Origin of the sequence: Elioraea sp., assembly GCF_051860475.1 — a bacterium.
In the GTDB taxonomy this organism is placed as follows: Bacteria; Pseudomonadota; Alphaproteobacteria; order Acetobacterales; family Acetobacteraceae; genus Elioraea.
This window is the reverse complement of the sequence record NZ_JBHYDW010000131.1, coordinates 1-12,708: the sequence shown is the minus strand read 5'-3', so window position 1 is coordinate 12,708 and position 12,708 is coordinate 1. Positions and strand designations below refer to the sequence as shown.

Annotated in this window: 16 protein-coding genes and 1 pseudogene; 13 read left to right on the top strand and 4 right to left on the bottom strand. The window is 71.2% G+C overall.

Going from position 1 to position 12,708, the window contains the following annotated elements; translation table 11 throughout:
• The 10 genes from ACTIFU_RS18645 to rplQ all read left to right on the top strand — a co-directional run.
• Positions 1-207, top strand: a 207-nt coding sequence (locus tag ACTIFU_RS18645) for a 50S ribosomal protein L18 (RefSeq protein ID WP_439579824.1), incomplete at its 5' end; no start/stop codon positions are given.
• A gap of 20 nt (positions 208-227) precedes the next feature.
• On the top strand, positions 228-806 hold the full coding sequence (rpsE, locus tag ACTIFU_RS18640) for a 30S ribosomal protein S5 (protein ID WP_439579823.1): 579 nt from the start codon (positions 228-230) through the stop codon (positions 804-806).
• Entirely contained in the window at positions 799-996 is a 198-nt protein-coding gene (gene rpmD / locus ACTIFU_RS18635; RefSeq protein ID WP_439579822.1) for a 50S ribosomal protein L30, read from the top strand. The genes rpsE and rpmD overlap by 8 nt, the downstream gene beginning before the upstream one ends.
• A gap of 31 nt (positions 997-1,027) precedes the next feature.
• Positions 1,028-1,510: a 50S ribosomal protein L15 gene (rplO, locus tag ACTIFU_RS18630; RefSeq protein ID WP_439579821.1), complete on the top strand. Its 483-nt coding sequence runs from the start codon at positions 1,028-1,030 to the stop codon at positions 1,508-1,510.
• Between the two features lie 134 nt (positions 1,511-1,644).
• Positions 1,645-2,988, top strand: a complete 1,344-nt coding sequence (gene secY, locus ACTIFU_RS18625; protein ID WP_439579820.1) for a preprotein translocase subunit SecY — start codon at positions 1,645-1,647, stop codon at positions 2,986-2,988.
• Positions 2,985-3,632, top strand: coding sequence for an adenylate kinase (locus ACTIFU_RS18620; RefSeq protein ID WP_439579819.1), 648 nt, complete (start codon positions 2,985-2,987; stop codon positions 3,630-3,632). The genes secY and ACTIFU_RS18620 overlap by 4 nt, the downstream gene beginning before the upstream one ends.
• A gap of 213 nt (positions 3,633-3,845) precedes the next feature.
• A complete protein-coding gene (gene rpsM / locus ACTIFU_RS18615) occupies positions 3,846-4,223 on the top strand; it encodes a 30S ribosomal protein S13 (RefSeq protein WP_439579818.1) in 378 nt (125 codons plus the stop codon).
• 52 nt (positions 4,224-4,275) lie between these two features.
• Complete coding sequence (rpsK, locus tag ACTIFU_RS18610; RefSeq protein ID WP_439579817.1) at positions 4,276-4,665, top strand: 30S ribosomal protein S11; 390 nt, start codon at positions 4,276-4,278, stop codon at positions 4,663-4,665.
• Between the two features lie 135 nt (positions 4,666-4,800).
• On the top strand, positions 4,801-5,817 hold the full coding sequence (locus ACTIFU_RS18605) for a DNA-directed RNA polymerase subunit alpha (protein WP_439579816.1): 1,017 nt from the start codon (positions 4,801-4,803) through the stop codon (positions 5,815-5,817).
• Between the two features lie 30 nt (positions 5,818-5,847).
• Positions 5,848-6,279, top strand: a complete 432-nt coding sequence (rplQ, locus tag ACTIFU_RS18600; RefSeq protein ID WP_439579815.1) for a 50S ribosomal protein L17 — start codon at positions 5,848-5,850, stop codon at positions 6,277-6,279.
• Between the two features lie 144 nt (positions 6,280-6,423).
• Here rplQ and ACTIFU_RS18595 read toward each other — a convergent pair.
• The 3 genes and pseudogenes from ACTIFU_RS18595 to ACTIFU_RS18585 all read right to left on the bottom strand — a co-directional run.
• Positions 6,424-7,278, bottom strand: a pseudogene (locus tag ACTIFU_RS18595) (Bug family tripartite tricarboxylate transporter substrate binding protein); the annotation flags it as partial.
• Between the two features lie 89 nt (positions 7,279-7,367).
• Complete coding sequence (locus ACTIFU_RS18590; protein WP_439579814.1) at positions 7,368-8,540, bottom strand: enolase C-terminal domain-like protein; 1,173 nt, start codon at positions 8,538-8,540, stop codon at positions 7,368-7,370.
• A 74-nt stretch (positions 8,541-8,614) separates the two neighbouring features.
• The gene (locus ACTIFU_RS18585) at positions 8,615-9,580 is read right to left on the bottom strand and encodes a tripartite tricarboxylate transporter substrate binding protein (RefSeq protein ID WP_439579813.1); all 966 of its coding nucleotides are present in this window, start codon (positions 9,578-9,580) and stop codon (positions 8,615-8,617) included.
• Between the two features lie 114 nt (positions 9,581-9,694).
• Between ACTIFU_RS18585 and ACTIFU_RS18580 the strand changes: the two genes are divergently transcribed.
• The 3 genes from ACTIFU_RS18580 (at position 9,695) to ACTIFU_RS18570 (ending at position 11,986) form a co-directional block, all read left to right on the top strand.
• On the top strand, positions 9,695-10,438 hold the full coding sequence (locus ACTIFU_RS18580; RefSeq protein WP_439579812.1) for a GntR family transcriptional regulator: 744 nt from the start codon (positions 9,695-9,697) through the stop codon (positions 10,436-10,438).
• Complete coding sequence (locus ACTIFU_RS18575) at positions 10,435-11,169, top strand: amidohydrolase family protein (protein WP_439579811.1); 735 nt, start codon at positions 10,435-10,437, stop codon at positions 11,167-11,169. The genes ACTIFU_RS18580 and ACTIFU_RS18575 overlap by 4 nt, the downstream gene beginning before the upstream one ends.
• A 64-nt stretch (positions 11,170-11,233) precedes the next feature.
• Complete coding sequence (locus tag ACTIFU_RS18570) at positions 11,234-11,986, top strand: SDR family oxidoreductase (RefSeq protein ID WP_439579810.1); 753 nt, start codon at positions 11,234-11,236, stop codon at positions 11,984-11,986.
• On the opposite strand, the gene ACTIFU_RS18565 is transcribed toward ACTIFU_RS18570, so the two are convergent.
• On the bottom strand, positions 11,943-12,708 hold a 766-nt coding region (locus ACTIFU_RS18565; protein WP_439579809.1), incomplete at its 5' end, for a cation transporting ATPase C-terminal domain-containing protein. The genes ACTIFU_RS18570 and ACTIFU_RS18565 overlap by 44 nt on opposite strands.

Below are 12,708 nucleotides of genomic sequence, written 5' to 3'. Positions count from 1 at the left end.
GCGGCCTCCTCGCGCGACCCCGACCTGAAGGGGACGCTGCGCACCGGTGCGGACAAGGCGGCCGCCGCGGCGGTCGGCCGCGCGCTCGCCGAGCGCGCCAAGGCCGCCGGTGTCTCCGCCGTGGTGTTCGACCGCGGCGCCTATCTCTACCATGGCCGCGTCAAGGCGCTGGCCGATGCCGCCCGTGAAGGCGGGCTGGCGTTCTGAACACGCGAGGGGCCGGACGTATGGCACGGGAACCGAGGGAAGGCCGCGACCGGCGCGATCGCGACCGCGACGGCGACGACCTGGTCGACAAGCTGGTCGCGATCAACCGCGTCGCGAAGGTGGTGAAGGGCGGGCGGCGCTTCGCCTTCGCCGCGCTGGTCGTGGTCGGCGACAAGAAGGGCCGCGTGGGGCTCGGCACCGGCAAGGCGCGCGAGGTGCCGGAGGCGATCCGCAAGGCGACGGACTCGGCCAAGCGGTCGATGATCCGCGTGCCGATGCGCGAGGGCCGCACGCTGCACCACGACGTGATCGGGCATTTCGGCGCCGGCCGCGTGGTGCTGCGCGCCGCCCCGGCCGGCACCGGCATCATCGCCGGCGGGCCGATGCGCGCGGTGTTCGAGACCATGGGGATGGGTGACGTGGTGGCGAAGTCGCTCGGCACCACCAACCCGCACAACATGGTCAAGGCGACCTTCGCGGCGCTGAAGAACGTCAACAACCCGCGCAGCGTCGCCGCGCGGCGCGGCAAGAAGGTGTCCGACCTGATCGGCCGCCGCGAGCACGCCGCCCCCGAGACGCGGGAGGCCGCCGATGCCTGAGACGACGAAGCGCGTGCGCGTCACGCAAGTGGGCAGCCCGATCAACCGGCTCGCGAGCCAGCGCGAGACGCTGATCGGGCTCGGGCTGAACAAGCTGAACCGGACGCGCGAGCTTGAGGACACGCCATCGGTGCGGGGGATGATCCGCAAGGTGGCGCATCTGGTGAAGGTGGAGGAGGTGGCGGGCTGATGCCCGCCGCATCCCACCGGGAGAGAGTGCGATGAAGCTCAATGACCTGCGCGACAATCCGGGCGCGCGCTCCAAGTTCAAGCGCGTCGGGCGCGGGATCGGCTCGGGCAAGGGCAAGACCTCGGGCCGCGGCGTGAAGGGCCAGAAGGCGCGCACGGGCGTGGCGCTGAACGGGTTCGAGGGCGGGCAGCTGCCGATCTACCGGCGCCTGCCCAAGCGCGGCTTCGAGCCGTTGACCCGCAAGGTCTACAGCCCGCTCAACCTCGCGCGGCTCGAGCAGGCGATCGAGGCCGGGCGGATCGATGCCGAGCGGCCGATCGACGAGGCCGCGCTGCGCGCGGCCGGGCTGGTGCGCAAGGGCAAGGTCGCGGGCGTGCGCCTGCTCGCGGTCGGCTCGGTGTCGCGGCCGCTGACGCTCACGGTCACCGGCGCCTCGGCGGCGGCGGTGGCGGCGGTCGAGGCCGCCGGCGGCACGGTGACGCTGATCTCCGCGCCGGCACCGGCCGGGGACTGAGCCGGCGCGGCGCGGGAACCAGGGGCGGTCCCGTTCACCTCATGGCGGGTGCGGCGCATCGGCGCTTGATTGCACCGGCGCGGGGCGGGCAGGTTGCCTTCCGGCCCCCGCAGATCTGATCGATCGGAGCATCCATGGCCTCGGCCGCCGAACAGCTTGCCGCCAATCTGAACTTCGGTGCCTTCGCCAAGGCGACCGAACTCAAGAAGCGCCTGTGGTTCACGCTCGGCGTGCTGATCGTCTACCGGATCGGCACCTACATCCCCGTGCCGGGGATCGATGCCTCGGTGATGGCCGAGCTCGTGCGCACCCATGGCGGCGGCATCCTCGGCATGTTCGACATGTTCACCGGCGGCGCGCTCGGCCGCATGACGGTGTTCGCGCTCAACATCATGCCGTACATCTCGGCCGCCATCATCATGCAGCTGATGACGGCGGCGAGCCCCACGCTCGAACAGCTCAAGAAGGAGGGCGAGCAGGGGCGCAAGAAGATCAACCAGTACACCCGCTACTTGACCGTCGTGATCGCGACCGTGCAGGCCTATGGCATCTCGGTCGGGCTGGAAGGGATCACCGGCACGGCCGGACCGGCCGTGGCGGAACCGGGCCTGTTCTTCCGCTTCTCGGCCGTGGTGACGCTGGTCGGCGGCACGATCTTCCTGATGTGGCTCGGCGAGCAGATCACCGCGCGCGGGGTCGGCAACGGCATCTCGCTGATCATCTTCTCGGGCATCGTCGCCAACCTGCCCTCGGCGCTGGCGGCGACGCTGGAGCTCGGCCGCACGGGCGCGATCAGCACCTTCGTGCTGCTGTTCCTGATGGTGATGGCGGTGTTGGTGATCGGCGCGGTGGTGTTCATCGAACGCGCGCAGCGGCGCATCATCGTGCAGTACCCGAAGCGCCAGGTCGGCAACCGGATGTTCGGCGGCGACTCGACGCATCTGCCGCTGAAGATCAACACCGCCGGCGTGATCCCGCCGATCTTCGCCTCCTCCCTGCTGCTGCTGCCGGTGACGGTCGCCGGGTTCTCGGCCGAGGGCGGGCCGGAATGGCTGCAGCCGGTCACGGCGGCGCTGGCGCATGGCCAGCCGCTCTACATGATCCTCTACGCGGCGATGATCGCGTTCTTCGCGTTCTTCTACACCGCGGTGGTGTTCAACCCGACCGAGACGGCGGACAACCTGAAGAAGTACGGCGGCTTCATCCCAGGCATCCGGCCCGGGCAGAACACCGCCGAGTACTTCGACTACGTGCTGACGCGGCTGACCACGGTGGGCGCGATCTACCTGGTGATCGTCTGCATGCTGCCGGAGTTCCTGATCTCGCGCTATGCCGTGCCGTTCTATTTCGGCGGCACCTCGCTGCTGATCATCGTCACGGTCACGATCGACACGGTGGCGCAGATCCAGTCGCACCTGATCGCGCACCAGTACGAGGGGCTGATCAAGAAGGCGCGACTGCGCGGGGCGCGCAAGTGAACTTGATCCTGCTCGGCCCACCCGGGGCGGGGAAGGGCACCCAGGCCAAGCGGCTGGAGGGCAAGCACGGCATCGCGCAGATCAGCACGGGCGACATGCTGCGCGCCGAGGTCGCCTCGGGCAGCGAGATCGGCCGGCAGGCGAAGTCGATCATGGAGTCCGGTGCGCTGGTGCCGGACGCGCTGATCACCGAGATGCTGGGCAAGCGGATCGAGGCGCCGGACTGCGCGAACGGGTTCATTCTCGACGGGTTCCCGCGCACGCTCGCGCAGGCCAAGGCGCTTGACCGGATGCTGGCCGGGAAGGGGCGGGGGCTGGATCGCGTGATCGAGCTCAAGGTGGACGATGCCGCGCTGGTCGCGCGGATCGCCGGGCGCTTCACCTGCGCCAACTGCGGCGCCGGCTACCACGACAGCTTCAAGCGCCCGAAGGTGGAGGGCGTGTGCGACGAGTGCGGCGGCACCGAGTTCAGCCGCCGCGCCGACGACCGGGCCGAGACGGTCACCGCACGGCTCGAGGCGTATCACCGCCAGACCGCGCCGCTGCTGCCCTACTATGAGGCGGAGGGGCGGCTGGTCAGCGTGGACGGCATGGCCGGGATGGACGAGGTGACGCGCCAGATCGAGGCTGCCCTGGCGCGGTGAGACTGGGTTTCCGCCAGGGTCGGGGGCGGCTCCCCCGCGCCGGGCGGCGTTGACAGCGGGGCCGCGCGGCCTATAGTGCGCGTCCTCCGGCGGCCCTCCGGGTCGGCCGCCGTCGTCGTTTGTGCTGAGAGAACCCCGCCGCCACGGCCCTGGGCCGGCGGGATCGGGCGCGCCCCCCGGAGGCGTGCATGGGCCAGGACGTGGAGCGGGGACGTGGCGCGCATCGCCGGCGTGAACATTCCGACCAACAAGCGGGTGACGATCTCGCTGCGTTACATCTACGGCATCGGGCCGGCGAAGGCGCAGGAGATCTGCGAGGCGCTGAACATCCCCGACGACCGCCGGGTGAACCAGCTGACGGATGAGGAGATCCTCCGCATCCGCGAGCTGATCGACCGCACCTACCGGGTCGAGGGCGACCTGCGGCGCGAGGTCGCGATGAACATCAAGCGGCTGATGGATCTCGGCTGCTATCGGGGCCTGCGCCACCGGCGCGGCCTGCCGGTGCGCGGCCAGCGCACCCACACCAACGCCCGCACCCGCAAAGGCAAGGCCGTGCCGATCGCCGGCAAGAAGAAGGCGACGAAGTAGCCGCTGCGGCTACGCATACGCCGGGACCAGAGACCGAGGACAGAGACCACCCATGGCGAAGCCTGCCGCGCGCCCGCGCAAGAAGGAGCGGAAGAACATCACGTCGGGTGTCGCCCACGTGAACGCGTCCTTCAACAACACCATGATCACGATCACCGACGCGCAGGGGAACGCGATCTCCTGGTCCTCGTCCGGGATGATGGGGTTCAAGGGCAGCCGCAAGTCCACCCCCTACGCCGCGCAGGTCGCGGCCGAGGATGCGGGCCGGAAGGCGCGCGAGCACGGGATGGAGGTGCTGGAGGTCGAGGTGTCGGGCCCCGGCTCGGGCCGCGAGAGCGCGCTCCGCGCGTTGCAGGCGGTCGGCTTCCAGATCACCGCGATCAAGGACGTGACGCCGATTCCGCACAATGGCTGCCGGCCGCGCAAGCGCCGGCGGGTCTGAGCGACGCATTCATTGCGGGGTGCGGCGGGATGCCGCGCCCCGTCCCCGTGAGGCGGTTCCGGGCGGGGAGAGCGACACGCAGCGCCGAGACGGGCGCGGGCGACGGACCGCAGGACGAGGGCGAGAGGTTCACCCGTGCTGCAGAAGAATTGGCAGGCCCTGATCAAGCCGAGCAAGCTGGAGATCGATCCCGGGCACGATCCGCACCGGGTGGCGACCGTGATCGCCGAGCCGCTGGAGCGTGGCTTCGGCATGACGCTGGGCAACGCGCTGCGCCGCGTGCTGCTGTCCTCGCTCCAGGGAGCGGCGGTGACGGCGGTGCAGATCGACGGCGTGCTGCACGAGTTCAGCTCGATCCCGGGCGTGCGCGAGGACGTCACCGACATCGTGCTGAACATCAAGCAGCTCGCGATCCGGATGCATTCGGACGGGCCGCGGCGGATGACGCTGTCGGCGACCGGCCCGGGCGAGGTGCGCGCGAGCCAGATCGAGGCCGGGCACGACATCGAGATCCTGAACCCCGAGCTGGTGCTGTGCACGCTGGATGACGGCGTGAAGCTGGGCATGGAGTTCACGGTGAATGCCGGCAAGGGCTATGTGCCGGCCGCCGAGAACCGGGCCGAGGATGCGCCGATCGGGCTGATCCCGGTCGATGCGATCTACTCGCCGGTGCGCCGTGTCGCCTATCGCGTGGAGCCGACCCGCGTCGGCCAGGTGACGAACTTCGACCGGCTGCTGCTGACGGTCGAGACGAACGGTACGATCGGGGCCGAGGATGCGGTGGCGCTCGCTGCGCGCATCATCCAGGACCAGCTCCAGCTGTTCATCAACTTCGAGGAGCCGCGCCAGATCTCGGCCGAGGAGCATCGCGACGATCTGCCGTTCAACCGCAACCTGCTGCGCAAGGTGGACGAGCTCGAGCTGTCGGTGCGCTCGGCGAACTGCCTGAAGAACGACAACATCGTCTATATCGGCGACCTGGTGCAGAAGACCGAGCAGGAGATGCTGCGCACGCCCAATTTCGGGCGGAAGTCGCTGAACGAGATCAAGGAGGTGCTGGCCGCGATGGGGCTCGGGCTCGGCATGACGGTGCCGGGCTGGCCGCCCGAGAACATCGAGGATCTGGCGAAGAAGCTCGAGGAGCCCTATTGAGGGCCGCCTGAGGAAGAAGGGTAGACGACCATGCGCCACCGTGTCGGCGGCACCAAGCTCAGCGTGACGAGCACGCATCGCGCGGCGATGTTCCGCAATCTCGCGGCTGCGCTGATCAAGCACGAGCAGATCACCACCACGCTGCCGAAGGCGAAGGCGCTGCGGCCGGTTGCCGAGAAGCTGATCACGCTCGGCAAGCGGGGCGGGTTGCATGCGCGCAGGCTCGCCTATGCGCAGCTGCGTGACGACGCGATCGTGGCGAAGCTGTTCGGCCCGCTGGCGGAGCGCTACCAGGCGCGCCCTGGCGGCTATTGCCGCGTTCTCAAGGCGGGCTTCCGCTACGGCGACATGGCGGCGATGGCGGTGATCGAGCTGGTCGAGCGCGATCATGACGCGAAGGGTCAGGACAGCGGTCCGAAGCCCGAGCCGAAGGAAGAGGCCGAGGAGGAGCAGGCGGCGTAGCCGCGGTTCCCGGGGGATGCGCGAAGGGGGCCTTGCGGCCCCCTTCGCCCCCGTGTGCCCCAGGCAGGGCGGCGGAATACCCGCGGCCGTCACCGCCCGCGCCCCGCGGTCCTTGTCGGACGCGATCAGTGCCGCGAACCGTGCGGCATCGCCGGTCCAGACCTGCCCGCCCATGCGGGTGATCTGCGCGGCGACCTCGGCGCTCTCGGTGATGGCGACGATCTCGCGCGAGAGCCGGTCGCGCATCGCCGCGGGAATCCCTGCAGGAGCGATCACGCCGAACCAGATCATCATCTCGAAGCCGGGCACGCCGGCTTCCTCCATCGTCGGCACATCGGGCAGTGCCGGGTGCCGCTCGCGCGCAGACACGGCAAGCGGCTTGGCCTTGCCGGACTGGATGTGCGGCACCATGGTGCCGACGCCCTCGAAGATGATCGGCACCTCGCCGGCGAGGAAGGCGGTCATCACCGGCGCCGAGCCGCGATACGGGATCGCGACGATGTCGGTACCGGTCTGGAGCTTGAACGTCTCGAACATCAGGTGCACCGAGCTGCCGACGCCGGGCATGCCGTAGTTGAGTTGCCCGGGCTTCGACTTCGCGAGCGCGATCAGGTCCCGCACCGAATTGACGCCGAGATCAGGGTTGACGGTCAGCACGGTCATGATGCGGGCGCAGAGCGCGATCGGCGTGAGGTCCTTCAGCGGATCGCCCGCGGTCGGATAGACGGTGGGGTTGACGGCCAGCGTCGCCGTGTTGCCGATGCCGAGTGTGCGGCCGTCGGGGCGCGCCTGGATCACCTCGCGCGTGCCGATCGAGCCGCCGGCGCCGGGCTTGTTGTCCACCACGCAGGAGTGGCCGATCACGGGGGCGAGGCGTTCGGCGATCAGGCGGGCGAAGGCGTCGTTGAAGGCGCCGGGCGGGGCGGGGACGACGATGCGCGTGGGGCCGCCCGGCAGGTCCGCCGCGCGCGCGGTGCCCGCGAGTGCCAGTCCGCCCATCGTGCCTGCGAGCATGCTGCGCCTGCCGATCCTCATCGTTCCCTCCTCCGTGTTGATGCCGCGCATGGGACGACCGCGCCGGCGGTCGGTCAAGGCCGCATGGCGGCGATGCCGTCGAGATCGACGCCGAGCCCGAAGCCCGGTGCGTCGGAGGGCACGAGCCGGCCATCGACCGGCACGGCCATGCCGGGAAGCAGCCTGGTCTCGGCAAGCGGCACGCCGGGCGGGGTGCCGATGAACATCTCGCCCATCGGTGCGCCGGGCGCGGCGTAGCCGAAATGCTGGCCGTAGGGCGTGTTCATGCCCGCATGCGGAATGACCGCGATGCCGGCGGCGTCGGCGATCGCGGCGATGCGCAAGGTGGCGGTCAGCCCGCCGACCCAGGCGATGTCGGGTTGCAGCACGTCGGCGAGCCGGCGCGCGGCGGCGTGCAGGAAGGGTTGCGGCATGTACCAGTGCTCGCCGGTGGCGTAGCCCATCCAGGGCAGGCGCCGGCGCAGCGCCTCATGGCCGTCGAGGTCCTCGGGTGTCAGGCAATCCTCGATCCAGCGCAGGCCGTAAGCGCGGAGCCGTTCCGCGATCCGCACGGTGTATTCGAGGTCGAACGCCATCCAGCAATCGAGCATCAGCTCGACCTCGCGCCCGATCAGGTCGCGCGTGCGTGCGACCAGCGCCTCGTTCGCGTCGAGTCCGGCGAGCCCGTCGGCGGGCCCGTGCGGACAGGCGAGCTTGGTCGCGCGGAAGCCCAATTCCATGTGCCAGTCGGTGTCGTTGCCGGTGGCGTAGCAGTCGATGTGCGGGCGGGACGGTCCGCCGATCAGACTCCAGACCGGCGCGCCGAGCAGCTTGCCCTTGAGGTCCCACAGCGCGAGGTCGATCGCGCTGATCGCGTAGGCGGCGAGCCCGGCCGGGGAGTAGGGCGAGGCCATGCGCGTCATCATGTCCCAGACCCGTTCGGTCGCGAGGGCGGGCTCGCCGATCAGCAGGGGGCCGAGATGGGTGTTGATGGTCGCGATCACCGGATCGGCGTAGCGGCTGATGCCGAAGCCCCAGGTGCCGTCCGAGGCGGTGACGAGGCAGCCGACGCCGGGCCAGGCGGGGCGCCACGCCGCGCGCAGCCGCTTGTAGCGCGGGTGGCGCGACATCGGTCCGGCGACCTCGGCCTCCGCGGTCCAGGCCGGCCGGCGGGGCTTCGTGACGCCGGGGCCGCCGACCAGGTCGGAGCGGATGGCGAAGGCCTCGACGCGTTCGATCGTCACCATCGCGGTCCGCTCGCTCCCCCTCGCCCTGGCGCGGGGGAGCTAAGCGCAGGCGACGCGCGCGCGCAAACGGGGGATCAGTCGATGCTGATCCTGGCCTCCGCGACGAGGCGGGCCATGCGCGTGCGGCCCTCCGAGACGAAGCGCGTGAACTCGGCGCGCGGGCTGCCGACGGTGAGCGCGCCGAGCGTTTCGATCCGCTGTTTCACGACATCCTGCGCGAGCGCATGCAGGGTCGCCGCGTGCAGCCGGTCGAGCGCGGGCTCGGGCGTGCCGGCGGGGGCGTAGAGCCCGTTCCACTCGTTCAACGTATAGCCCGCATAGCCGCTCTCGGCGATGGTCGGCACCTCGAGCAGCGTCGGCACGCGCGCGGTGTGGGTCGTGCCGAGCGCGCGCAGTCGTCCGGCCTGGATATGACCGAGCGAGGAGGCGACGGTCGCCATGTGCCAGTGGATGTTGCCGCCGAGCAGGTCCTGCACGGCCGGGCCGCCACCGCGATAGGGCACGTGCACGAGTTCGAACCCGGCGGCCTGGGCGAACAGCGCGCCGGCGAGATGGGACGAGGTGGCGTTGCCCGAACTGCCGAAGCTGAGCCCGCCCTGGCGCGTCTTCGCCTGCTCCACGAATTCGGCGAGCGTGCGCGCGGGGAACTCGGCGTTCACGACGAGGAGTTGCGGCCAGACCGTCACCTGGGTGATCGGGGCGAAGGCGGTGGCGTAGTCGAAGGGCAGGCCGCGCAGGATCGCGGGATTGACCACGTGCGCGCCGGCATCGAGCAGGATCGTGTGGCCGTCCGCCGGCGCCTGCGCGACCACGCCGGCGCCGATCGAGCCACCGGCGCCACCGCGGTTCTCGACCACGACGGGCTGGCCGAGCATTGCGGCCATGGGTTCGGCGATCAGCCGGGCAGCGGTATCGGCGCCGCCGCCGGGCGGGTAGGGCACGACCATGCGCACCGGGCGGGTGGGGAAGCCCTGCGCATGCGCGATCGCGGGTGCGGCGAGCACGGCGGCGAGCGTGGCGCGTCGGGTGAGGCGGGGCATGACGGTCCTCCCTTGGTGTGCGGTTGGGAGGATCATGCACGACTGCGCAAGTCCTGCAAAGGACTGAATGATCGATCTTGCGAGTGTCCACCGCTGCCCCCACACTGCCGCTCCATGCCCGCGCCGGCCCGCACCCCGCCCGATCCCCGCTTGCCGCTGCACGCGCGCCTGCGCGACGACCTCGCGCGCCGGCTCGCGGCCGGCGAGTGGCCGCCCGACACCGCGCTGCCATCCGAAGCGGCGCTCGCGGCCGCCTACGGCGTGGCGGTGAACACGCTGCGCCGTGCGTTCGAGCAGCTCGCACGTGAGGGGCTGGTGGAGCGCCGGCAGGGCCGCGGCACGTTCGTGCGCCGCCCGGCGCTGCGCGGCTCGATGTTGCGCTTCTTCCGCCAGGCCGAACGCGAGGGCGGGGCCGGGATCGTGCCCGAGAGCCGCATCCTGGCCCGCGCGGTCGCGCCGCTGCCGGCGTGGGCCGCGCGTGGCCTCGGCGTCGCGCCGGGGCTGCGTGGGCTCCGGCTCGACCGGGTGCGGCGCTGGGCCGGGTCGCCGCTGCTGGTGGAGGAGATCTGGCTCCGGCTGCCCGATTTCGCCCGGCTGACGAAACGATCACCGGAGTCCTTCGGCGCGCTGCTCTACCCGCTCTATGAAAGCGAGTGCGCGCGCGCGGTCGCGCGGGTGGAGGACGAGATCACGGTGGGCCGGGCCGATGCCGCGCTCGCGCAACGGCTCGGCATCGTCACGGGCGAGCCGGTGGTGGAGGTCAGCCGGGTGGCCTTCACCGCCGACGGCGTCGCGATCGAGGCACGCCGCGCCTGGGGCCGCGCCGACCGCTTCCGCTACCGCGCCACCGCGACATGATGTTCGACGCGCATTTCCACGTCTTCGATCCGGCCGATCCGCTGGTCGCGAACCACGGCTTCGTGCCGGAGCACTTCACCGCGGCCCAGTACCGCGCGCGCGTCGCGCCGCTCGGTGTGGTCGGCGGCGCGGTGGTCGCCGCCTCGCCGCAGGGGCCTGACCCGGCGCCGCTGCTGGCGGCGGCCCGCACGCTCGGCCCGCGATTCGTCGTCGTCGCCGCGGCCGACCCGGCGCGCGACGACGCGGCACTGGCGGCGCTCGCCGCCGCGGGCGTGCGGGGTGTGCGCTTCAATCTCTACCGCAACGCCGCCTGGACGATCGGGACGATGCTGGAACATGCGCGCCGCGCCGCCGCGCACGGGCTGCACGCCGAGATCTACACCGACGCCTCGACGCTCGCCCCGCATGCCGCCGCGCTCGCGCGGCTGCGGATCGTGATCGACCATCTCGGCATGACGGCTGCCGGGCTGCCGGTCACCTGCGATCTCGCGCGCGCCGGGGCCAAGGTGAAGGCGACCGGGTTCGGCCGGGTACGGCTCGACCCGGCAGCGGCGATGGAGGCGATCGCGAGCGCCGCGCCGCACGCGATGATGGCGGCGACCGACCTGCCCTCGATGCGCGCCGACCGGCCGTTTGCGGACGCGGACATCGCCCTGATCGAGACCGTGCTCGGCGCCGCGCTCGCGCGCGCCGCGCTGCACGACACGGCGGCGGCGTTCTACCGCGCCTGAGCCGTCTTGCCCCTCCGCACGCGCCGCCCTAGCGTCCGCCCGACGATCAGGAGGAGACGGCGCGATGCGGCTTCAGGGCAAGGTGGCGGTCGTGACGGGTGCGGCCTCGGGCTTCGGCGAGGGGATCGCGCGCGCCTATGCGGCCGAGGGCTGCAAGGTGGTGGTCGCCGACCTGAACCTTGAAGGCGCGCAGCGCGTGGCGGGCGAGCTCGGCAATCTCGCGGTCGCGATCGGCGGCGACGTGTCGAAAGGTCCCGACTGCCAGGCGATGGTGGACCGCGCGCTCGACGCCTTCGGCAGCCTCGACGTGGTCGTCAACAACGCCGGCACGACGCACAGGAACAAGCCGATCCTCGACGTCACCGAGGCGGAGTTCGATCGCGTCTATGCGGTCAACGTGAAGTCGATCTACTGGATGACACAGGCCGCGGTGCCGACGCTGCGCAAGCAAGGCAAGGGCGGGTCGATCATCAACATCTCGTCGACCGCCGGCATCCGCCCGCGCCCCGGCCTCACCTGGTACAACGGCAGCAAGGGCGCGGTGAACACGATCACCCAGGCGATGGCGCAGGAACTCGCCAAGGACAACATCCGGGTGAACGCGATCTGCCCGGTGATGGGTGCCACCGCACTGCTGACCGAGTTCATGGGCATGGAGGACACGCCGGAGAACCGGGCGAAGTTCGTCGCCACCATCCCGATCGGGCGGATGAGCCAGCCCTCCGACATCGCCAATGCCGCGGTGTGGCTCGCCGATTCGGCCTCCAGCTTCATCACGGGCGTTCTGCTTCCGGTGGATGGCGGGCGGACGGCGTAGCCGGCGCGCGCCGCATCAGCGCCTTCTCGATCTCGACCACGCCGAACACGACGCCGCCGGCGGCAAGTGCCATCAGCCAGCCCGAAGGGTCGGGTGGGGCGACGGCGAACAGCGTCTGCATCGGCGGGGCGAACAGGAACAGGCCGTGCAGGACCACGATCAGGCCGATCGCGATCAGCACGGCGCGGTTGCCGGTCAGCGCGTCGAGCGAGAGGCTGGAGCGGCGGAAGAAGCGGGCATTGAACAGATAGGCGGCCTGCCCGGCGATAAGGGCGGTGACGGCGGCGCCGCGCGCGACCTCGATCGGCTTGTCGGCCATGTACTCGACCAGGAAGGCGGCGATCGTTGCGGCCGCGAGGATCCCCGAGACAAGCCCGACCCGCCACAGCAGCAGCGCCGACAGGATCGGCTCGTCGGGCATGCGCGGCGGGCGGCTCATCAGGTCGGGCTCGGCCGGCTCGAAGGCGAGCGCGAGCGCGAGCGTCACCGCGACGACGAGATTCACCCACAGGATCTGCACCGGGGTCACCGGCAGCACCGAGAGGCCGACCAGCACGGCGGCCACCACCGTCATCGCCTGGCCGCCATTGGTGGGCAGGATAAACAGCAGCGTCTTCTTGAGGTTGTCGTACACCGTGCGGCCTTCGCGCACGGCGGCGGCGACGGTGGCGAAGTTGTCGTCGGCGAGCACGATCTCGGCCGCCTCCTTCGCCGCCTCGGTG